Consider the following 21,160-nt stretch of genomic DNA (forward strand, 5'->3'; position numbering starts at 1 on the left):
GTGTACTACGTTAGACGTACCATCTTAAACTTAAGTTTCCTGCACAGCAAAGTAACGCGCCAGTGCGGCCTCGGCGGCTGCTCGCAGACTGCCGGCGGCCTCATCGTCACTGAACTGATAAAACGCTTCGGCGTGGCTGACCGCAGCGGGCAGCGAAAACGTGCGGGCCTTGTTCAACGCCATGATCAGTTCGGGATAGTTGTTCTGTGAATTCTGGCTGGCGTACACCGCCATCGCTTGCTGCTTGATCGCCGTGACCGAGGTGATATCCAGCAGACGATTGACCGGACTCTGCACACTGATCTCGTAGGACCAGAGCTGGGGCAATGCACCTCGCCAGGCCCGGCGCCGCAGCACCTGGGCAGCCTGCCAGACCAGCAGCGCCGTCATCCGGTGATCCGGGTGCAGCTCCAGTGGTCCGGGGAAGAATACGGTACCGGCACGGACGTCCGCGATCTGGCTGGCAATACGCTCGATCAACGCGGGCGCCAGCACCAGGCCTCGGTCAGGCTGATCCCAGGTGTCGATGTCGCTGACCCCGAGCAGGGCGCAGGCTGCGTTAAGTTCCTGTTGCCGCGTCTGCACCAACGCTGCTGCCTGTGCCGCGTCAACCGACTCGCCGCCCAGTGCCCCGTCGGTGATGACAATAACATGCGTCGCAATGCCCTGATCGGCGGCCAGCCGCAGGGCGCCGCCCATGCCAAAGGTTTCGTCGTCAGCGTGCGGTGCAAAGATCAGCCACGGACCGGGTGGCAAACCGGCGCATTGGTATGGCACAAGCATGTGTTCTGGATTCATGTGGCGAATTGTAGGCGGTTTTACCGGTTTTTTTTAGCGTTTTCTGGCGATTGGGCGCCTATTTATGCTTAAATTCGCGATCTTGCCGGGCAGGTTTTCGCCTGTACCCGGATTTGCCAGGGATTTTATGTTTTTTATTTTAATGCGTCAGTGGGTGTTGTCTCCGGTTCGTCATTTCCGGCTGTTCCACCAATTTGTCCGACAGGAGTTCAGCGGCCAGTTCGCCGGGTCGCTAGGCGGTTTCCTGTGGCTGTTTGTCACGCCCATCGTCAACATCAGTATTTACTCCTTTGTCTTCAGTGTTGTGTTCCGGGCACCCATGCCGGAGAACTTCGGTGACGTCCCTTTTGTGATCTTCCTGATGATCGGCTATCTGCCCTGGTTTGCCTTCGCCGACGCCATGGGCCGGGCCAGCGGACTGTTGCTGGAAAAGGCGCCACTGATTACCAAGGTCATGTTCCCTGTCCAGTTGATTCCGATGGTAGGCACGCTGGTGCCTTACCTGGTGCACGGCATCGCGTTTTTTGTGTTCCTGTTGTACCTGGCTACGCAGGGCTATTTTGATCTGATGTGGCTGTGGTTGCCGTTGGCACTGGCGTTACAGTTCCTGTTTACCATGGGTCTGGTTGCCATCCTGTCTGCATTTTGTGTGTTCCTGCGGGACATTCAACAGATGGTCACCCTGATGCTGACGGCCTGGTTTTTCCTGACCCCCATCATTTATCCGCTAACGCTGTTGCCGGAACACCTGCGGCCGTTGATGATGTTTAACCCCATGCACAGTTTTGTGCAGTTCTACCGGGAGATCATTCTGCTGGGTGATTTCTCGATGCCGCATTTTCAGGTCATGGTGCTGGCATCGGTCATCAGTTTCCTGCTCGGTGGCTGGCTGTTCATGCGCATCAAGCACGCGTTCGGGGATGTGTTGTAATGCATAGTATTTCAGTGGAAAACGTGTACAAGGATTTTCGCATCTACGGGCGGCCCCAGGATCGTCTGGTAGAACTGTTGCTGCGCAAACCGCGACATCGCATGTTCCACGTGCTGCAGGACATATCCTTTAATGTGCCGGAAGGCAAAAGTCTGGGCATTGTCGGTGACAACGGCGCGGGCAAATCCACCTTGATGAAACTGCTGGTGGGCACGCTGGAACCCAGCGGCGGCCGCATCGATATTCGCGGCCAGGTAGCGGCTTTGCTGGAACTGGGCGCGGGCTTTCATCCCGAGTTCAGCGGGCGCCGCAATATTCACCTCAACGCCAGCCTGCTGGGTGTGCCCGATGATGACATTGACGCCCTGGAGAACGACATCATTGAGTTTTCCGAGCTGCGGGATTTTATCGACCGGCCGGTGAAAACCTATTCGTCGGGCATGTACGTGCGGCTGGCATTTTCCATTGCCACCATGGTGCGTCCGGACGTGCTGGTGATTGATGAAGCATTATCAGTTGGCGACATCGCGTTCCAGAAAAAATGCGTGCAACGCATGAATGAGTTCCGCGAACAAAACAAAACCATGGTGTTCTGCAGTCATTCCATGTATCACGTGCAGGAGTTATGCGACACCGCAATCTGGCTGGAAAACGGCAAGATCCGCGAAATGGGCAAAAGCGCCGAAGTTGTTGCGCACTATGAAGACTACAGCAACAGCCGCCGGGTTTACACCCAGGGTGAAGCGCAGGCCAACAACCATCAACAGGAAACGCCGGATGCGGTCAAGGACTGCCGCATACTGCACACACGGGTGCGCAATGTCGATGGTGAGCTGATTGAGAACATCGATCCGCTGCAGGATTTTGTCATGGAGCTGGAAGCGGAAATACTGAATGACAACGTGACCTGTTATTTCGGTTTTGCCCTGATGAAAGACCTGGAAGAGGTCATGTCATCCTACCTGGCTATTGACCGCCCGGAAGTCGAGCATGGTCCGTTCAAAAAAGGCGAGCGCATAACCGTGCAGGTCAGGGTGCAGGCCATGGCCATGCGGGTTGGGAAGTTTCATGTGCTCAGTGGCGTCGCCGACGAAAGCGGTTTGTTGTGGTATGAGACACGCCTGAGCAAGGAAATCAGTATCAACCCGGGCAAGGGCTGGGGCACGCTGGTGATGCGCTCTTCCTGGAGCATGGCGCGCGACTAGTCCAGCGTTGCTGGCGCCGTATCAGGCAGTCGCGCATAAGGATTGACCTGGTATATTCGTGCCCTGTTATTGAATGACCGCACCTCCATCATCTGCATGTAGGCTTGTTGCACCGGATCATGCCCCGACGTTTCTCGCGCCGGATAGGCATAAACCGAATAGAAGCTTGAGGTATTAAAGCCCAGCCAGGGCGACAGCTCTACCATTATTTCCAGCGGTACTATTTCACCGACCTCGCGAATCGCACGAAAATCCGTTTGCTCGCGGTGCGCAATAATCTCTTCCACCAGTTCTTCGTCCAGCCCCGGCAGCAGCATCAAGGCTTCGCGGGTGGCCAGATTCGGATTGACCGCGGAGCCGGTACCATAAATGGTAAACGCCGCATCCAGGTTCATGTCACCAAACAATTCATCAAACCCGCGTATCAGACGCAGCTCTTCCACTGAATCCATTTCCGCGACATTCCGCGCCGTGTAGGGTATCTCCAGCGATTGATAGTAGTCGTCTTCAGCACCGCCCGGTGTCATCAGGGTATTCAGGTCTGTCCAGTCCGTCCAGGCCGCCAGCAATTCCTGAACCTGAAGCGGGTCATAACCCTCGCCCAGTTGTTTCTCGATGATCTGCTGCATGCGCTCGCGCTCCAGGCGGTTGAGATTGATCTTGCCCGCGTGGTCATAAATGCGAACCACCATGTTGTCGTCAGCGGCATAGTTCAGGGTCAGCGACTGGCCATTAAAACGGTAGGCTGGAATGCGAAATTCACCGTCTTCGTTCAGGGTCAGTTCCTGGCCGACAGGCACCGGCATGCGCTCCATCATCAACTCCATTTCCGCCCTGTGCATGGTGGCCGTGATGGCGGCGTAGTCCTGATTACCAGCCTTATTGTGGAACGCGGTAGTCGCTGACATTCGGACATTGGCAGCCAGCACGGTCACCAGAATGGTCATCACCACGGCCGTCCACAGCACCATGATCATGACTGCGCCGCGCTGCCGGGCCTTCATCGCAACAACCCCGTCGTCGGTGTGAGGTTTCGATGTTCGGTGGTTCTGACGGGCGCGATGATATTCAGCTCCCCGGTGCGGGGCGCGTCTCCCGTGGGGCGCAGCAGTATGTGCACGGCCAGGGGCAGGGCTGTGAGTTCTTCGCCTTCCCAGCTATCGCGCCAGCGTCGTTCAAGTGCCAGATCCTCAAACAGGTAGCTGAATTCAAGCGTGTAGTTGGCCAGCAGCAGTCGTGGTTCGGCTGCTGCCAGCCGCTGCTGCGGATTGTCGCTCAACGCCGGGGCAAGCTGCAGATACACGCCTTCTCCCGGTTCATCGTACAAGCGCCAGGCTGTGAGACCCGGATTTCGCTGCGGTGACACCGTGGAAACCCAACTCAATGCGTCGCGCTCGCCGACAAAAAAAACATGGCGCGCCTGAGTGTCCGGGTCCCGGTAACTGTGAGGAAAGGCACCTTGCAGGGCCCGCTCCAGTTGCAACACGGCAACGGTTTCATCCAGTGAACGCTCCAGTCCTTCGGCGTTGTTGTCCCAATCACGAATCACGCCATACATACCTGCCGTCAACATGGTGAGCAGCATCGCTGTCAATGACAGGGCGATGATGATCTCAAGCAGCGTGAAGCCCCGCTGTGATGTGCGCAAGCTGCCGGGCATGGATGTCATCAGACCCGGTTTCATTGCGGCAGCTCCAGGCGCACCCAGCGCACCCCGTCGATAACTTCGTCGGTATCACGGTCTATGATCTGATACGACTGCAGCAGGTCATTCATGGGTGCGGTGCGGCGCAGCACGTCCGGCAGGATGTCCAGAGCCTCGACCTGGTAGCGGGCGTCGTCGTCGATAATGGGTTCCAGATCGCGGTATTCGTTTTCCAGCAAGGCAAAATTAATGTGCGCCCTTGCTGCCATGGTGTCCTGCAAGGTCGTTTGCGTGCGCACGGCCAGCTGCTTGCTGCCCGCAGCCAGGCTGAACAGTCCGCCCAGTACCAGGCTGGTGATGGTCAGGGCAACCATGACTTCCAGCAAGGTAAAACCCTTGTTGGCCCGGTTGTTGTCTGGGGGGCTTGTGGCACTCAGGCTAGTCTTCATCAAGCACCTGTACCCGGCCCGAGAACGGATCCACGGCGATGATGAGTGAACGATTGTCCTGTTGCAGGATGAGTTCCCCACCCGTGCTTCCGCCTTCGGGATAAAATGTGACATGGAGACGTTCTTCAACAGATTCGGCCCGACCAGCACTGTCACGGTAACTGAGTTCGATAGTGTCGCCGACCCAGCGCCCGACGATATCAGTCGGCTGCTGGCCGGGTTCATCGTCATTGTCTTGCAAGGCTTCTTCCGGCACTGTCAGGAATTCAATAGTGGCAGGTGTCCCTTGCACGACAGCGATGCGCCGGGCATAGTTCAGCAGCCCGGTGGCCTCGCGGGCCTGGGCATTGAAGCCGGGCGTTTCCAGCGTCGCCAACCCCGGCCCCAACAACATGGCGGCCATGCCAAGAATGCCCAGCACCAGCAACAGCTCCAGCAGCGTGAATCCGCGTTGACGGATCGGGAGACGGGCCGGAAGACGGACCGGGAGTAGCCTCACATTCGGGCTGAGTGTGGTAACCGCATCAGATGCTGATATCAGCGTCATTGCCTTCGCCACCTTCACGGCCGTCGGCGCCATAGGACATCAAATCATAGTCACGGCCATCAGATTCGTATTGATAGTCATTGCCCCAGGGATCTACCGGCAGCTCGCCACGAATATAGGGACCATTCCAGGTTGAGCGACTGCTGTTGTCTCGCACCAGGCCTTCCAACGAGTCCGGGTATTGCCCGATGTCCAGTCGATAGGCATCCAGCGCGCTCCCCAACGATGAGATCTGTGACAGCACAGCGTCACGACGTGCACCATCTGCCTGATTAAACAGATTGGGCGCCACCATGACAGCCAGCATGCCCAGAATCGCCATCACGATCAGCAGTTCTATAATGGTGAAACCGCGCGCACGCGCGGATGTTCTTGTGTTGTTCATGTGTGATTCCTCTTCATTGTTTGCAATACCCGCCTGCCCATTCGCTTTGGCAAAACCTGTTTCATTCGGACAGCATTTCCGCAGCCATCTCGAAGCGACTCAGGATCTCACGATAGCTGGCATCGCTCTGCTCATTGACGTTGACTATTTCCGGGCGGATAACAATAAATAATTCGCGCCTTTCATTGTTGTCCTGCTGATAGCTGAACAGGCGCCCCAGTCCGGGCACTCGATTGAGTATCGGTACACCCGTGTTTAGTGCATCATTGTTGGTCTGGATCAGACCACCCAGCACGACGTTCTCGCCATCGCGCACCACCACAGTGGTTTCAATTTCCTGATTCTCAAAGATTGGGTTACCGCTGACGCCCGAACTTTCAGACACCGATGACAGTTCCTGACGAATCACCAGATTCACCACACCCTCACCATTGATTCGGGGCGTAATATTCAGTTCGATACCGGTGTCACGGTACTGAATATTTTCTGTGGTGCCAACCGTTGTTGTGGTCTCACCGAGCCGGACCGGCACTTGAGCGCCTATGCGAATCTGGCCTTCCATGTTGTTCACCACGGTCAGCGACGGACGTGCCAACAGGCGCACATCGTTGTTGATGGCAATCGCCTCCAGCGTGGCTTCGACGCGCGCTGCGCCATCCAGAAAGGCGCGATTGAACAGCAGGCCGCCGAGACCGCCCCGGTCTTCTGTACCCGTTGGCAGAAAACTGGTACCGATGCGTGAAGAGCCACTGGCGGTTTCCAGTATCCGCGACCAGTCCACACCAAACGATGTATCGTCGGTCAGCACAATCTGCGCAATGACTGCATTGAGCATGACCTGCAGCGGCGCGCTGTCCAGTTGATTGATAATAGCGAGCAAGTACCGGTAGTCACGCGGATTGCTGCGAATCAGCAGGGTATTGGTCGCCTCGTCGGCGACAATAGTGACCCGCAGGTCGGCCGATACCGCGACTGTGGTCACGGTGGTGCCGGCACCGGGCTGGCTGCGCATGACAGGTTCGCCCTGCTCATTCAGCTCAACCACCGTTTCGCGCTCGCTGTCCTGATCCTGCTCGTCGTTGCCACGGATGTCTTCGTTTTCGTCTTCCACGCGAAACACTTCGGTCAGCGTTGTCGCCAGTTCAGTGGCGTTCAGATTCTTCACCCGATACTGAAACAGTTGCTCGGCCTGCTCTTGTCGGTCGGCATCCAGAATCCGGATCCAGCGGCTGATCTCATCGAAGCCACGGGCCGCCGGCGCTGTCACCAGCAACGAGTTGATGCGCTCCAGTGCCTGTACCTGGAAGGCCGGTGAACCACCTTCGATCAATACCAGAATATCCTGCAGCTCCTGTGCGACATCACCGGCACTGGCATTGTTCAGCGGGTATAGTTGAATGCCCTGGTTACGAAACGGATCATCATCAATCAGGTCCAGCAATTCGTTAACCCGTGACAGTTGCCCCCGGCTGGCCGATACCGCCAGTGTGTTGCTGTTGGTGATGCGCATGACCGTGCCGTCAGGCTCGACCAGCGGGGTCAGCAATTCCAGCGCTGATTCCACGGAAATATAGGTCAGCGGTGTGATCTGCATGATATAACTCGCAGTTCCCTGCTGCAGACCGCCGGGTGTGGATATTTCCACCGGCAGATTCGATTCACCCTGACGCGCATAATAAATGTCGCCTTCGCGCTCCAGCAGCACACCATTCTGTCGCGTCAGCAGTCGAACAAGGGGCCAGATATCATCGTAAGACAAAGGTCGATTGACGGCGGTGCGGATGCTGACCACATCGGCAATGGTCGGATCGATGATCATGGTGATATCCAGTGCATCCGCCAGCTCAGTCAAGATATCGCGCAAATCCGCCTGTTCATAGTTAAGCTCCACGACATCCTGCTCGGGCGCTTGCGTTGGCAGCGGTACTGTCTCGCGGTAACCGTTGCTATCGATGGGGACACCGTCACGATTGATTTCATCAATCAGCGCCTGGCGCTCCGCCGAGTCAGTTGCTTCCGCCATTTGTCGGGCGGACGCCTGCGATGATACGCCGGTACTGCCTGCTACAGCCGAGGTTGTGGCGCCGGCGCTCGATGGCGGGGCTGCGCGGTTGTTTTCGCTGCCAGAGCCTGTCTGCATGGAAGCGCAGGACGATAGCGCTGCTACCAGGCCCAGCAAGGCGAATGGTCTAATGTTTCCTCTCACGTTCCGTACTCCCCGTCTGTGTCGTCAGGTCAGTGACGACGGATACTTGCCTGACATTAAAATTCCACTGCGTTCATGCTGAACACCGCCGACAGCATGGTGATGGTAATGCCGCCCACCGCAATACCCAGCAACAGAATCAACGCTGGCTGCAAGGCAGATACCAGACTGGCCATTTGATTCTTCACATTCTGATCAAAAGTTTCCGCCGTTTTCAGCAGAATGCTGCCGGTCCTGCCTGATTCTTCGCCCACGGCAACCAGCTGATGCAACAACGTGGGAAACACACCGGCCTTTTCCAATGAAATTCCCAGACCAGCGCCACCTCGCACATCTTCTTCAACACGGGCCAGCAGACGTACCAGCTCGGTATTGCTGACCACTTCGCGCGCTACCCGTAACGCCCGGATCAGCGGAATACCGGCGCCCAGCAGGGCGCCCAGGGTGCGGGCAAACACGGCACAATCGCGATACAGCAGGAGCTGCCCGAGCATTGGTGTGCGCAACAGGAACGCATCTTTTCGCAACTTGCTGGCCGCATCGCGATCCTGCCAGCGCCACCAGAACACTAGCGCGACGATCAACAATACCAACAAGTAGCCATACTGCGTGACGCCATCGCTCAGCGCCAGCAGGAATGCGGCAGACGCGGGCACATCGGTACCGGCGTCCTGAAACATGACAGCAAACTGCGGAATGACAAAAACCAGCAACAGGAACACTGATATCACGCCAGTGACCAACAATACAATCGGGTAAACCATGGCAGAGATAATCGCCTGCCGGTTTTTGGCGCTGGTTTCCAGAAAATCGGCCAGGTCTGGCAGCAACTGGTGCAGGATGCCGCCTTCTTCGCCGGCCCGCACGATGTTGATGTACATTCTGGAAAACACATCGGGCCGGTTCTCCATGGCTTCAGCCAGACTTTTACCTTCCTTGACGTCCCGGCGCATGGTGACCACCAGTTCTCGCATGGCATTGGACTCGGTAATGCCTTCGAGCAGCCGCAAGGCTTTGTCCAGTGGTACCCGGGCATCCACCAGGGTGCGCAACCCGGTCGTGAAATCAAGCAGATCGCTTTGCCGGATTTTTTTGCCGGTACGCACCCGTTTTTCACTTTTGCTGGCGCGACTGATCTTGACCGGCACCAGTTGGCGGCCCTGCAGCAGTTTGACCGCCTCACGTTCCGAATCGGCGGCAATATGGCCGCTCTGCACCTTGCCGGCCGCATCGTAGGCCTGATAATTGAACTGATTGACGCTCATGACGCGGCTCCGGCACGTGTCACCCTGACGACTTCCTCAGGAGTGGTCATGCCTGCTGCCAGTTTTTCCAGCGCATCTTCACGCAGCGTTTTCATGCCTTCCCGGATAGCCTGATTGCGGATGATGTTGGCATCCGAACCGGTGGCAATTTCATGGCGAATAGCATCGGACATGACCAGCAGCTCGTACAGACCAATACGGCCACGATAACCAGTTTCACCACAGCGTTCGCAGCCTTTACCACGACGCACATTCGGGTAATCCTGCGCACGGATCTGCAATACCTGCTCTTCATCCGGCGTGATGGTGTGAGGCTCACCACAGTCGGTGCAGATTCGGCGCACCAGGCGCTGGGCCTGCACACACAACAGACTTGAACTGATCAGGTAACCTTCGACGCCCATGTCCTGCAAACGGGTAATGGCGCCGGCAGCGTCATTGGTATGCAGCGTGGAAAACACCAGGTGGCCGGTGAGGGCGGACTCAATCGCGATCTCTGCGGTTTCATGGTCGCGGATTTCGCCCACCATGATGACGTCAGGGTCCTGGCGCACAATTGAACGCAGACCGGCAGCAAATGTCAGGCCGATGGCCGCATTCGCCTGAATCTGGGTGATACCTTCAAGCTGGTACTCCACCGGGTCCTCAACGGTAATGATCTTGCTTTTCTGATTGTTGATTTTTTCCAGCGTGGCATACAGCGTTGTGGTTTTGCCGCTGCCGGTCGGGCCGGTGATCAGGATCATGCCGTGGGGCTGGTTGATCAGGCTTTGGTAACTACCCAGAATATTCTCCGGCATACCCAATTGCTGCAGACTGACGGCGGTATCGCCGCGGTCCAGAATACGCAGCACAATGGACTCACCGTGGACACCGGGCAGCGTGGAAACCCGCATGTCCAGTTGTTTGCCGCCGGTGCGGAAATCAATGCGGCCATCCTGGGGCAGACGCTTTTCACCGATGTCCATGCGTGCCATCAGTTTCAGGCGCGAGGCCACTGCGGTGGTGATACGTACCGGCAGACGTTCGATGCGATGCATGATGCCATCAACACGGCAGCGCACATCCAGGTGTTCTTCATTCGGTTCAAAATGTATGTCACTGGCATTCAGGTCAAGTGCGCGGGCAAACAGGTGATTCACCAGCCGGATGATCGGCGCTTCTGACGCCAGATCTTTCAGCTCTTCGTCATCTTCAAAGCCGGAGACAAACAGATCGTCGGTACTGGCGGTATCAATGGTGGGTGATAACTCGGCACGCCAGTGCTTGATCAGGCGCCTGACTTCATCGGGTTTTGCCGCCCGGAAGCGTACCGGCCCGGCGGCCACACCTGTTTGTGAATTATTCAGTACAAAACGAATACGTGCCCGGAGCTGGCTGTCGGGCAGGCTGTCACATACAAGTTCATTGCTGTCGACAAAGTCCTGCGCCGGTGCGATGCCGGCTGGCTCCAGTAGTTGTGTAAACACGGGCAGCGTGATGACATTTGACATGGCTCAGTCTCCCGCCGCAGCAATCGTAGTGTCACGACTGAAACCGACCACGGTTATTTCACCGCTATACTGGTTCCGATTACGGCGCATCGTGAAGTAGCTTACCGCGAGCCAGGGTTCAGATGCATCAAGGCGAGCCAGGAAGTCCAGAGTGTTGCCCTGATTATCAAGATTGAATGACAGGGTTTGTTCAACCAGCAGCCAGCCCCGGGTTTCGCGGGACTCAGCCAGGCTGGTTGAGGTAATGGTGACACCTGTCTCTTGTGCATATTGCCTTGTCAGCCGCTGAATATTGGCTGCCAGCACGGGCACTGTCGGCATTGCGCCCTGAGCGTTTCCGGTGAACAGGCGCGCGTCGAGTGTCTGCAATTGTTGATCGATATCGCGTCGGCGTTGCTGCCACAGTTCTGCGTTTTCCAGCAGTCTTTGCTCGCGCGCGATGTCAGTGCGCAATTGTTCGATTGCCTGCGCACGTTCACTGTAAGTATTACGAAGCATCGGAATGCCATTGGCCAGACCGATCACCAGTGCCAGCACAATGGCGAGGCGCAGAATATTTTTTTCCCGTGATGTCAGCGAACGTATTCCCATTAACATTATTGTGACTCCGGGAAGTACCATTCATGGTAGGCAGGAAAGTTTACCGTGGTGAGTCGCAGATCAATATAGTAACGGTTGTTGCTGGTAGCACGCGCAAAGTCTACCTCGGTGAACATGTCGTTTTGCTCAAGCTGTTGCAGCAATGCCTGCGGGTCCTCACTCTCACCCTCAATACTGATATAACCTTCTTCCAGTTCCAGGAACGTTAATACACTGGGGCTGATCACAGCCTGCAGCGCCAGCAGCATGGCCGGCACATCCTGTTGCGGGTATTCGGTCAATACACCCCAGCGCGACTCAAAATCCCGTACGGCGAGCTGGTCGGCCCGCGCCGGAGCAGCCAGCGCTTCCTGTTCAGCCAGGGTGTTGGTCAGGCTGCGTAGTTGAATGGCCTGCACAATAAACGGCAGGGTGCCGACAAGCATCAATGCGGCGAGCACTGCGGCCCCCAGCCACAAGCGTTTGCCTTTATCGAATTGATGCCGGGCAGCAAGGGCAGCGGCCGGGCAGATAGCATAGGATGACCCGGCCTGCCGGACAACATCACCGCCGTGCTGGCGAATCTGATCAAGGTAGTCCTCGGCGCTGCGCAGGGTAACCCTGGTTGGCGCGGAGGCCATCAGCGCTGTCGTTTCTGCCTGCCATTGCTCATCAAACGCAGGGGTATCCAGATCGATGAGCCTGGTTTGCAGACACTGACGCACCACCCCGTCACGGGCTTGAATCACCGACAGGTTGTCGCCGTCCTGATCATCCACGACGATCTCACCGTGCTGCGCGCTGATCAGGGCAGGGCGTGGCATAACAGCAGTGAGAAACAGCGACTCCGCAGCAAAAGCGTCAAACAACGTGTCAATATCAGCCGTCGGCAGCCAGAATGCCATGTGGGGTTCAGTATTGCCGACGTCGCCCTGATCAGCGGTGGTTTTCACCGCCGGGCTCAGTGGCTCGTCAAAGCCGGGCAGCAGACTGTCGGCCTGCAATTGCAGTGCTGGCCTGACAGCGGCAGGCGCAACGCCAGGCAATTTTACCGGTGTCACCAGAAAATCAGCGGGCGGCAGCAATAACAGAACGTTGTGCGGATCTTTGCGCGAGCCATCATCGGCATCAGCCAGCAGGGTTGCTGCTGCGCGCGCGATACGAACGGCAGTCGTGCCCGCTTCCGCGCGCTCCTGCCTGCTATCGTTGTGGTCGTCGCTCAGGTTGGCCCAGCGCCCGTTGCCGAGCTGGTAGAGTCTGTTGTCGAATACCATCAGAACCACAGTAATGCGGCTGACAAGGGCGGCGCCTGGTTCACTCGTGTTCAATGAGCGCCCTGCGGTCGACAGCAGCTGGCGGACCTGATCGCCGATATCGCTCAAACCCATTCTGTGAATCCCTGTTGTTGTTTCTTGCTGCGTGAGCTTCCTGTGACGTATGTCACCGTGAAAAAGTTTGTCCGGTTTACCCTATCAGTGTGTCAGTGCTCCTGCCGGTGCCGGTGCACGCGGTTCTTGCCATCCGCCTTGGCCTTATAAAGCACACTGTCGGCGCGTTCAAATAACGATTCCGGGCTGTCCCCGTGGTTCGCATCCGCAACGCCGAAGGACACGGTAATTTTCAGCTGCCTTTCTTTAAAATGGAACGGAATATTCGCGATCGCCTCGCGCACTTTATTCAAGGTATGTTCGGCATCGGCGGGACGTGTATGCGGCATGATGATAACAAACTCTTCACCACCATACCGTGCTACAAAGTCCGAGTCACGTAGTCGCGACACCAGTTCCTTGCTGATGATTTTCAGAACCTTGTCACCTGCCAGGTGGCCATAGGTATCATTTATCTGTTTGAAGTTGTCGACATCAGCCACCGCCAGGCAAAGTGCACGATCATCATCGCGGCGTTCGTGACTGGCGCCATCGCGCCACTCGGTCAGAATCAGGCGCAAGCGCTGGTTATACGCGTCCCGGTTCGGCAGATCGGTCAAGGTGTCAGTTTGTGCTTTTTCCTTTTGCTGGGCCAGGTGCAGGCGAAGCTCTCTGGACTCGGTTTCAAGGGCACTGATGCGCTCAATCAGTTCGCGCATCTCCCCAGACATACCGTCCTCTTGTTGCTCGCGCTGAGACTTGAAACTGTCTAGTGAACTGATGATTGCCCCTATTTGCGATTGCACACTGATTTTGAGCGAATCCAGGTCGGCATCACCATCCGCGACAGCGTCACTGATGCTGCTGATTTGTTCACGCACCTTGGCATCCATGGCGGCGTCGGTGGCAGCGCTTTGGTCAGCGTATTTACGTGAGTTATCAACAAAGGCCTGCACCTGCGCCAGGCTCTCATTCACTTCGGTCAGGAAATCCTGAAACTCGACACGCTGTTCATCGGCGGCATTGCGCAGAATCTGCAGTATTTCTTCCAGCACCGCGACAAAATCGTACCAGTTAAGTCCTTTGAGAATGTGACGCCGAATCGTTTCCGCGAGCTTGACCGATTCGCCAGTGATGTGGATTGACTCAAGTATTCTGAGCAGCAAAGGTTCAACATGGCCAGCAATGAAAGAAAACGCGGGTTCGGCGAGTCCGGAGCGGTCGCGGATCAGTTCGCCTTCAATGCTGATACCGTCGTCAGGGTCAAGCCTGGCCTGCTGGTGGCGGAGAGCCGCTTCTTGTGCGAACTGTGTTTCCTGACTAAGTTTGCTGGCAGTCAGCGACGCGCCGAGGTCATCGTTTTCGGCTGCCTGGTACTGCTCTTCTTCGGCCTCGGTTTCCGGTTCGAGCTGAACTTTAGTTTCCGTTGTTGATCCGGATCGGCTGGCAACCTGCGGTGAGGGGATATCATCCCGATCAAGGAGCTCGCCGGTGATGGCAGTGTCGTGGTGGTGGGGGGCTGAGGGCTTTTCCTCATCCACCGGGGGCGCTTTACCCGCTGAAGGCTCTTTTCCCGCTGAAGGCTCTCTATCCGCTGAAGGCTCTTTACTGGCTGAGGGCTCCTGGCCAGTGCCGAACAGGCGTTGCCACAGGCCACCGCTGTTGGCCGTTGGCTGGCTCGCGGTCAGGTGTTGCTGTTCCTGTGCCTTCAGGGCCTGCACCGCTTCGCTGAGCATCTCGATGAAATGACGAATCAGGCCTGCGTGTTGCTGCGGATCTTCCAGGCGTGCGGACAGGCTGCGGGAGAATTTTTTCAATTGGCGACGCGATGGGCCAGGCAGAGGAACCTGCTCGAGCTCCTTGAGACTGCTTTCAAACGCCTGCTTCAGCGCCCAGGTGCTGGCGTTCTTCTCGTTGTCCAGACGGATGATGGACTTTTCGATTTGTTCCAGCAGAATTTCGAGGCCGGTTTCACGGTCGTCGTTGCGCAGGGTGCTGCGCAACTGGGTAAGCTGTTTATCAAGAACGGGGTCGTTGCCGTCACCCGCCAGGCTGACGCCAAGCAAGCCCCGGCGAAGCAACCGTATACGATTGCTGAGAGTTTTTTCGCGTTGTTCGTGATCTTCCAACGCATCAAGAAACTTGCGCTTCCAGCGCAACGCTTCTTCGCCATCTTGCAGCCGGTGAACCATAGGCTCGTTTCCTGACGCTTGTCTCAACGTCTTGTTGTTAGCCGCCGCATTGCCACCGGCGCAGTGTTGGCGGATTAGAGGGCGGCGCGCTCCTGTGCAACGAGGAAGTCAACAATTGCCAGCATGTCCTGCTGGGTTCGCACCGCTTCATTTGTTGTTACCAGATATTTGCCGTTGACGATGACATTGGGCGTGCTACGGATCTGATAATCCTGCATTCGGCTTTCGGCCTGATTGACCTTGGTGCGCACCGGGAACGAATTGAATGCGCTGGAAAAAGCCTCTGCATCCACGCCGTGTTCGGTAAACAGGGCAGCCAGCTGGCGTTCGTTTTGCAGACGATTGCCCTGCAGGTTAATCGCCTCAAAAATCGGCTCATGCACGGCGCCTACAACGTCCAGGCTTTCAGCGGTGTAGTAGGCCTGCGCATGAATCTTCATCAGTTCGTTCCAGATGGCAGGGTAGCGCACGTAGTCAACATCGGCCGGGGCATTTTGCGCCCAGTCTTCGATCAGCGGCTGGAAGCGGAAACAATGACCACAGCCATACCAGAACACGTCAAGTACTTCGATTTTTTCCGCATCATTGGTGCGCACCGGTGCCGGCAGCTCTTCATAATGGGTGCCTGCCACATACAGCGAGGGCTGAGCCCAGGCGGAGAAGGCCAGCGCGCTTAACAGCGCCACGGCGCCCAGTTTGATTGCTTGCTTGATCATGTTGCTACTCCACTTTGGTTCTTTTGTTAGGTCAGGACGACGCTTAAGTAGACCGCAAGACGGCTGAATAATTGCTTAACAGGTCTGGCAGGGGCCACCGTTTTGTCCCCTGCCGCCGGCGCCGGACTAGTTCAGGCCGGAGACGTAACTGGCCAGCGCTTCGATTTCAGCATCTGTCAGGCGTTCTGCAACAATACGCATGGGCGCGGAATCACCGTCGTTGTCACGCGCACCGGAACGAAACGCCTTCATCTGGGTTTCAATGTATTCGGCATGCTGGCCACCGAGCGATGGGAACCCGGCCTGCGCCATGCCATTACCTGTCGGCGCATGGCAGGCGGAACAGGCAGCAACACCCAGATCCGTAATACCGGCGCGGTAAATCTGTTGACCCAGGGGCACCAGGTCGGGATCAGCGCCTTCCAGGGTAATTTCCTGTTCTGCGTAAAACGCAGCAATGTCCATCAGGTCCTGATCATCCATGTTGTCGAGCAAGCCAGTCATCAGCGGCACTTCACGAGCACCCGATTTGATGTCGCGCAGCTGCTTGAGCGTATACCGCTCACCCTGGCCGGCCAGTTTGGGGTTGCTGCCCAGGTCGCTGTTGCCGTCAGCGCCGTGGCAAGCAGCACAGACCGCCACTTTACCTTCACCCGCGGCGGCATCACCTTGGGCATACGCAGTTAAGCTGGTCACAGCCATGAGAATTGTCGCCAGGGAGAAAACTAGTCTTTTCATGGATAATCGAAGTTCCTGAACAGTTGTGAAAGCGGTAGTGTGTATTCGTTTGCTGCCATTACCCGGACTGCCGGGGGGAACGAAACGCAGCGACCGAGGAGTATACCACAGCTGCCCGTTATGTGTAGGCGCCCTCAGCCCTAAAATGGCCGCGGTCGTCAGCCACTACCGCTACCGTATTGTTGTTGAAAATCCCGCTATTGCTGGCTTAAGGTCGTCACGCTCCGGTAGAATGCCAGCCCATGAACTATCAAGCCGCCAAATTTGTGATCAGCGCCGCCAAACTGCGCGATTGCCCCCCCGACAGCCTCAGCGAGGTTGCCTTTGCCGGCCGCTCCAACGCGGGCAAATCCAGCGCCATTAATACGCTGACCCGCAACGGTCAACTGGCACGTACCAGTAAAACACCGGGCCGCACCCAGCTGATCAACTATTTTGCGATTGACGAAGGTCGTTATCTGGTCGATCTGCCCGGCTACGGTTATGCCAAAGTGCCGTTGTCGGTAAAAAACGACTGGCAGGTGCATCTGGAGCAATACCTGAACAAGCGCGATGCGCTCAGTGGCCTGGTACTGGTGACTGACATCCGGCATGTGTTCAAGGATTTTGACCTGATGATGATCGACTGGGCACGCAAACGGCAGCTGCCCCTGCATATCCTGCTGACCAAGGCCGACAAGCTCAAGCGCGGTGGTGTGCAGGATGCGTTGACCAAGGCCAGGCAGGCGCTGGAAGGCATGCCCGATGCCAGCGCCCAGGCGTTTTCGTCACTCAAGCGACAGGGTGTCGATATTCTGGCCCAGCGTCTGGATGGCTGGCTGAGCGAGCCCCCGGCAACGGCCTAGCCGTCAGTGGGCTTCGTCCCAATTGTCACCGACCCCAACGTCGACAACTAAAGGTACATCCAGTGCCGCGGCACTGGCCATGCGGAAACGCACACCGTCGCTGAGCAGGGCGACATCGGCCTCAGCCACCTCAAACACGAGTTCATCGTGTACCTGCAACACCAGGCGCGCATCCAGTACCCCGGTGCCTAGCCAGTGGTCGATATCCACCATCGCCTGCTTGATGATATCTGCCGCCGTACCCTGCATCGGCGCGTTGATGGCCGTGCGCTGAGCGGCCTTGCGCAACATGCCATTGCCAGCCTTGATGTCCGGCAGATACAGTCGGCGCCCGAACAGGGTTTCGATATAACCCTGTGTTTCCGCCAACTCCCGGGTGCGCTCCATGTATTCAAGCACGCCCGGGTATTTTTCGAAGTAACGGTCAACATACTGCTGGGCATCGTGACGCTCGATGCCCAGTTGTTTGGCCAGACCAAACGCCGACATGCCATAAATCAGCCCGAAATTGATGGCTTTGGCTCGGCGGCGCTGTTCGCCGGTGACCTCTTCCAGCGCCACGCCAAACACTTCTGCCGCGGTGGCTTTGTGCACGTCCAGCGCATTGGCGAAAGCATGCAGCAATCCTTTGTCCTGCGACAGATGCGCCATGATGCGCAGCTCGACCTGCGAGTAATCGGCTGCGACCAGTTTATAACCTTTTGCGGCCACGAAAGCCTGCCTGATCTTGCGGCCCTCGGCACTGCGGATGGGGATGTTCTGCAGATTGGGCTCGGTTGAAGACAACCGACCGGTGGCGGCGACGGCTTGCTGAAAGCTCGAATGGATACGCTGGGTACTGCGATTCAATTGTGCCGGCAGCTTGTCGGTGTAGGTGGATTTGAGTTTGCTCAGCCCGCGATGTTCCATGATCATGCTGGGCAGTTCATATTCCAGGGCCAGCTCCTGCAGTATGGGCTCCGCTGTTGACGGCTGGCCTTTGGGAGTTTTTTTGATCACCGGCAGGTTCATTTTGTCGTACAGAATAACCTGCAATTGTTTGGGCGAACCGAGGTTGAAGGTTTCGCCGGCCAGTTCGTAGACCGCCGCCTCGACTTCGGCGAGGCGGGTCGCCAGGGCCTGGGACTGTTTATGCAACAGCTCCGGGTCCACTGCGATACCGTGCCGTTCCATGCGCTGCAGCACCGGTGCCAGCGCCAGCTCGTAGTATCTGTACAGACCCTCAAGTTCGCCGGTTTTCCTGAGCTGCGCATTCAGCAGATGGCTGAGCCGCAGCACACTGTCCACCTGCGGCGCCAGCCAGGCCAGTGCGGCAGCCGGATCAGACTGACTCAGCATGAGTTTGTTGCGACCACTGCCGGTGAGCACCTCTTTGCCATCAAGGCTCCTGTGCAGGTAGTAAGCGCTTACATCTTCAATGCTGTGATTGCTTGCCACCGAGTTGATAACATAGGAGGCAAGGTGGGTATCAAAGTGCCAACGCCCGACATCAATGTCGTGATTCAGCAGAATATGGCTCAGCCGCTTGCTGTCATGCGCCACTTTGCGCACCAGCGGATCTTCAAGTAGCGGCTTGAGCATGTTCAGCGTCGCACGTCGGTCCAGGGTGGAAGGCGCCTCCAGGCTGTCGTGCGCCAGCGGGATATAAACCGCCTGCCCGGGCTGCCAGCTGAACGCCAGTCCGATAATCTGCGCCAGCATATAGTGCTCGTCGGTAACCAGCATGGCGACGGCCGTCTGCCGGGCTGCCTTGATGGCTTTGATACAGCGATTGAGCCCGTCCTCATCATTGATAAGTTCGTAGTTCTGCTCATCGGTATCAAGTTGTGCATCATCCGGGCCGCTATCGTCGTCCGCAAGCGGCGTACTGCCCAGATCTTCCTGTGCCGCAGCCAGGTCGCTGGCCGACATTTCAACGCCGGCCTTATCGAGTTCCTTGACCCAGGTCCTGAACTCCAGTTCGGTGAACAGTGCCATCAACTGGGTCTGGTCTTCCGGGCCGGGAATCAGTTCATCCAGCGACATTTCCAGTGTCACATCCAGCTTGATCGTTGCCAGTTCATAGGACAATCGCAACTGTTCGATGTTGTCACGCAGCTTTTCGCCGACTTTACCGCCAATATCGTCGGCATGGGCGATCAGGTTTTCCACCGAATCGTATTCTTGCAGCCACTTGACGGCTGTTTTCGGCCCCACGCTGGGCACACCAGGGATGTTGTCAACCTTGTCGCCCGTGAGTGCCAGAAAATCCACGATGCGGGCTGCCGGCAGGCCAAATTTATTGACCACGCCTTCAGGGTCCAGGCGTTCACCGGTCATGGTGTTAATCAGGGTGACGTGATCGGTCACTAACTGGGCAAGGTCTTTGTCACCTGTCGATACCAGGGTTTCCCGTTGCTGTTTGCTGGCCTGGGCGGCGAGGGTACCGATGACGTCATCGGCCTCGACATCGGGCACTACCAACAGGGGCAGACCCATGGCTTTGATGATCTGATGAATGGGCTCTATCTGACTGCGCAGCTCATCGGGCATCGGCGGCCTGTGGGCTTTGTATTCCTTGTAGATTTCATTACGAAAGGTGCCACCTTTGGCATCAAAGACCACCGCCACCGGGCTGTCCGGATACTCTTTTTTCAGGCTGCGTATCATGCTGATCACGCCTTTAATGGCGCCGGTAGGCTGACCCCGGCTGCTGACCAGAGGAGGCAGGGCATGAAAGGCTCGAAACAGGTAGGATGATCCATCAATCAGGATCAGGGGTCTGGCGGCTGACATAAGCAAAACGTCCGATGTGGAGAAGGCTGCGATTTGCGTATGGTATCAGGCTCTGACAGGAAGCCGCGAGAAATTCAAAGCGCAGCCCCACACTGCCTGAACGCGTCAGCAAGATTGTCCATCATGTGTATATAAGCCATTGGCCCCGAGGTCAGGTTCTGACCCACGGTATCCACCCTGATGCGGCGCAGAGTCTTGTCGCCGAGCAGGGTGTCGACTGTGGCGGCCTGCGTGGTCACATCTTCCATCAGACAATTCAACGGTGTGCTTGCCACGGCGCGGCGCACAGTCATCATGTGCCTGACACCGGGCTGCAGTTCCTCGCTCTCCACGAATACCAGTTGATGCTGCAAGCCGAACTGGCGCTCAAAATACTGAAAGGCATTGTGATAAACCGCATACGGCGAATCAGCCGGTATCAAAGCCTGCGCCTGAATGTCGGCTTCAAGCCCGGTCAGACGCTGTCGGAACAGATCAAGATTTTGGCCGTACTGATCAGCGTTAACGGGATCAAGCTCGCTCAGCGCAGTGCTTATCGCCTGTGCAATCAACAATGCATTCCGGGTGTTGAGCCACACGTGAGGATCGATGGTATCGGCGTGTTTGTGTTTGTGACCGGCATGCAGCCCCTCATCGGGAATCAGCACTTCGCGACTGCCTTCTCCGTCCATGCCCGCGTGATGCACTTGCAGCTCCGGCAGCGCCAGCACCTGCAACTGCTGTCCATGGGCGCCGGCCTGCTGTACTGCGTCACTGAGGTAGGTCTCCAGTTCCGGGCCCACCCACACCAGCAGGTCTGCCTGGCGCATGGCGCGCAATGTTGACGGACGCAGCGTGAAATGATGGTAAGACTGATTGGACGGAATCAGGACCTCCGGCTCGCTCACACCCTCAGTGATGGCGCTGGCTATCATCTGCAGGGGCTTGATGCTGGTGACCACAGTTGCCTGCGCCTGTGCCGTCGAGCTACCCAGCGCCAGTGAACCGCCCAGCGCCAGCAAGAGCATCACGCATACACGTGACG

19 protein-coding genes are annotated in these 21,160 nt (G+C 57.1%); 3 read left to right on the forward strand and 16 right to left on the reverse strand.

Features of this window, described 5'->3' with window-relative positions:
• Nucleotides 1-30: 30 nt before the first annotated feature.
• Entirely contained in the window at nucleotides 31-783 is a 753-nt protein-coding gene (locus WD071_RS07850; protein WP_368047796.1) for a PIG-L deacetylase family protein, read from the reverse strand.
• A gap of 142 nt (nucleotides 784-925) precedes the next feature.
• Between WD071_RS07850 and WD071_RS07855 the strand changes: the two genes are divergently transcribed.
• Both WD071_RS07855 and WD071_RS07860 read left to right on the forward strand, forming a co-directional pair.
• Entirely contained in the window at nucleotides 926-1,729 is an 804-nt protein-coding gene (locus tag WD071_RS07855) for an ABC transporter permease (protein WP_368047797.1), read from the forward strand.
• Nucleotides 1,729-2,934, forward strand: a complete 1,206-nt coding sequence (locus WD071_RS07860; protein WP_368047798.1) for an ABC transporter ATP-binding protein — start codon at nucleotides 1,729-1,731, stop codon at nucleotides 2,932-2,934. Before WD071_RS07855 ends, WD071_RS07860 begins: the two co-directional genes overlap by 1 nt.
• Here the strand turns inward: WD071_RS07860 and WD071_RS07865 are convergent.
• From WD071_RS07865 to WD071_RS07925, 13 genes are all read right to left on the reverse strand, one after another.
• A complete protein-coding gene (locus WD071_RS07865; protein WP_368047799.1) occupies nucleotides 2,931-3,938 on the reverse strand; it encodes a general secretion pathway protein GspK in 1,008 nt (335 codons plus the stop codon). The genes WD071_RS07860 and WD071_RS07865 overlap by 4 nt on opposite strands.
• Nucleotides 3,935-4,618, reverse strand: a complete 684-nt coding sequence (locus WD071_RS07870; protein ID WP_368047800.1) for a type II secretion system protein J — start codon at nucleotides 4,616-4,618, stop codon at nucleotides 3,935-3,937. Before WD071_RS07870 ends, WD071_RS07865 begins: the two co-directional genes overlap by 4 nt.
• Nucleotides 4,615-5,028: a prepilin-type N-terminal cleavage/methylation domain-containing protein gene (locus WD071_RS07875; RefSeq protein WP_368047801.1), complete on the reverse strand. Its 414-nt coding sequence runs from the start codon at nucleotides 5,026-5,028 to the stop codon at nucleotides 4,615-4,617. Before WD071_RS07875 ends, WD071_RS07870 begins: the two co-directional genes overlap by 4 nt.
• The gene (locus WD071_RS07880) at nucleotides 5,018-5,575 is read right to left on the reverse strand and encodes a GspH/FimT family protein (protein WP_368047802.1); all 558 of its coding nucleotides are present in this window, start codon (nucleotides 5,573-5,575) and stop codon (nucleotides 5,018-5,020) included. The genes WD071_RS07875 and WD071_RS07880 overlap by 11 nt, the downstream gene beginning before the upstream one ends.
• Nucleotides 5,553-5,960, reverse strand: coding sequence for a type II secretion system major pseudopilin GspG (gene gspG, locus WD071_RS07885; protein ID WP_368047803.1), 408 nt, complete (start codon nucleotides 5,958-5,960; stop codon nucleotides 5,553-5,555). The genes WD071_RS07880 and gspG overlap by 23 nt, the downstream gene beginning before the upstream one ends.
• 61 nt (nucleotides 5,961-6,021) lie before the next feature.
• Complete coding sequence (gene gspD / locus WD071_RS07890) at nucleotides 6,022-8,166, reverse strand: type II secretion system secretin GspD (RefSeq protein WP_368047804.1); 2,145 nt, start codon at nucleotides 8,164-8,166, stop codon at nucleotides 6,022-6,024.
• A 56-nt stretch (nucleotides 8,167-8,222) separates the two neighbouring features.
• Nucleotides 8,223-9,431: a type II secretion system F family protein gene (locus WD071_RS07895; protein WP_368047805.1), complete on the reverse strand. Its 1,209-nt coding sequence runs from the start codon at nucleotides 9,429-9,431 to the stop codon at nucleotides 8,223-8,225.
• Complete coding sequence (locus WD071_RS07900; RefSeq protein ID WP_368047806.1) at nucleotides 9,428-10,924, reverse strand: GspE/PulE family protein; 1,497 nt, start codon at nucleotides 10,922-10,924, stop codon at nucleotides 9,428-9,430. The genes WD071_RS07895 and WD071_RS07900 overlap by 4 nt, the downstream gene beginning before the upstream one ends.
• A 3-nt stretch (nucleotides 10,925-10,927) precedes the next feature.
• A complete protein-coding gene (locus WD071_RS07905) occupies nucleotides 10,928-11,521 on the reverse strand; it encodes a hypothetical protein (RefSeq protein ID WP_368047807.1) in 594 nt (197 codons plus the stop codon).
• Nucleotides 11,521-12,891: a hypothetical protein gene (locus WD071_RS07910; RefSeq protein WP_368047808.1), complete on the reverse strand. Its 1,371-nt coding sequence runs from the start codon at nucleotides 12,889-12,891 to the stop codon at nucleotides 11,521-11,523. Before WD071_RS07910 ends, WD071_RS07905 begins: the two co-directional genes overlap by 1 nt.
• Before the next feature lie 92 nt (nucleotides 12,892-12,983).
• On the reverse strand, nucleotides 12,984-15,062 hold the full coding sequence (locus WD071_RS07915) for a diguanylate cyclase (protein WP_368047809.1): 2,079 nt from the start codon (nucleotides 15,060-15,062) through the stop codon (nucleotides 12,984-12,986).
• Nucleotides 15,063-15,136: 74 nt separating this feature from the next.
• Nucleotides 15,137-15,778 carry a thiol:disulfide interchange protein DsbA/DsbL gene (locus WD071_RS07920; RefSeq protein ID WP_368047810.1) on the reverse strand — a complete coding sequence of 214 codons (642 nt, stop codon included), beginning with the start codon at nucleotides 15,776-15,778 and terminating at the stop codon, nucleotides 15,137-15,139.
• 126 nt (nucleotides 15,779-15,904) lie between these two features.
• Nucleotides 15,905-16,516 carry a cytochrome c gene (locus tag WD071_RS07925; RefSeq protein ID WP_368047811.1) on the reverse strand — a complete coding sequence of 204 codons (612 nt, stop codon included), beginning with the start codon at nucleotides 16,514-16,516 and terminating at the stop codon, nucleotides 15,905-15,907.
• Nucleotides 16,517-16,758: 242 nt separating this feature from the next.
• Between WD071_RS07925 and yihA the strand changes: the two genes are divergently transcribed.
• Nucleotides 16,759-17,361: a ribosome biogenesis GTP-binding protein YihA/YsxC gene (yihA, locus tag WD071_RS07930; RefSeq protein ID WP_368047812.1), complete on the forward strand. Its 603-nt coding sequence runs from the start codon at nucleotides 16,759-16,761 to the stop codon at nucleotides 17,359-17,361.
• A gap of 3 nt (nucleotides 17,362-17,364) precedes the next feature.
• On the opposite strand, the gene polA is transcribed toward yihA, so the two are convergent.
• Complete coding sequence (gene polA / locus WD071_RS07935) at nucleotides 17,365-20,136, reverse strand: DNA polymerase I (RefSeq protein ID WP_368047813.1); 2,772 nt, start codon at nucleotides 20,134-20,136, stop codon at nucleotides 17,365-17,367.
• A 74-nt stretch (nucleotides 20,137-20,210) separates the two neighbouring features.
• The gene (locus tag WD071_RS07940; RefSeq protein WP_368047879.1) at nucleotides 20,211-21,143 is read right to left on the reverse strand and encodes a zinc ABC transporter substrate-binding protein; all 933 of its coding nucleotides are present in this window, start codon (nucleotides 21,141-21,143) and stop codon (nucleotides 20,211-20,213) included.
• Nucleotides 21,144-21,160: the final 17 nt, after the last annotated feature.

It is taken from the genome of Pseudohongiella sp. (assembly GCF_040877505.1).
Classification (GTDB): Bacteria; Pseudomonadota; Gammaproteobacteria; order Pseudomonadales; family Pseudohongiellaceae; genus Pseudohongiella.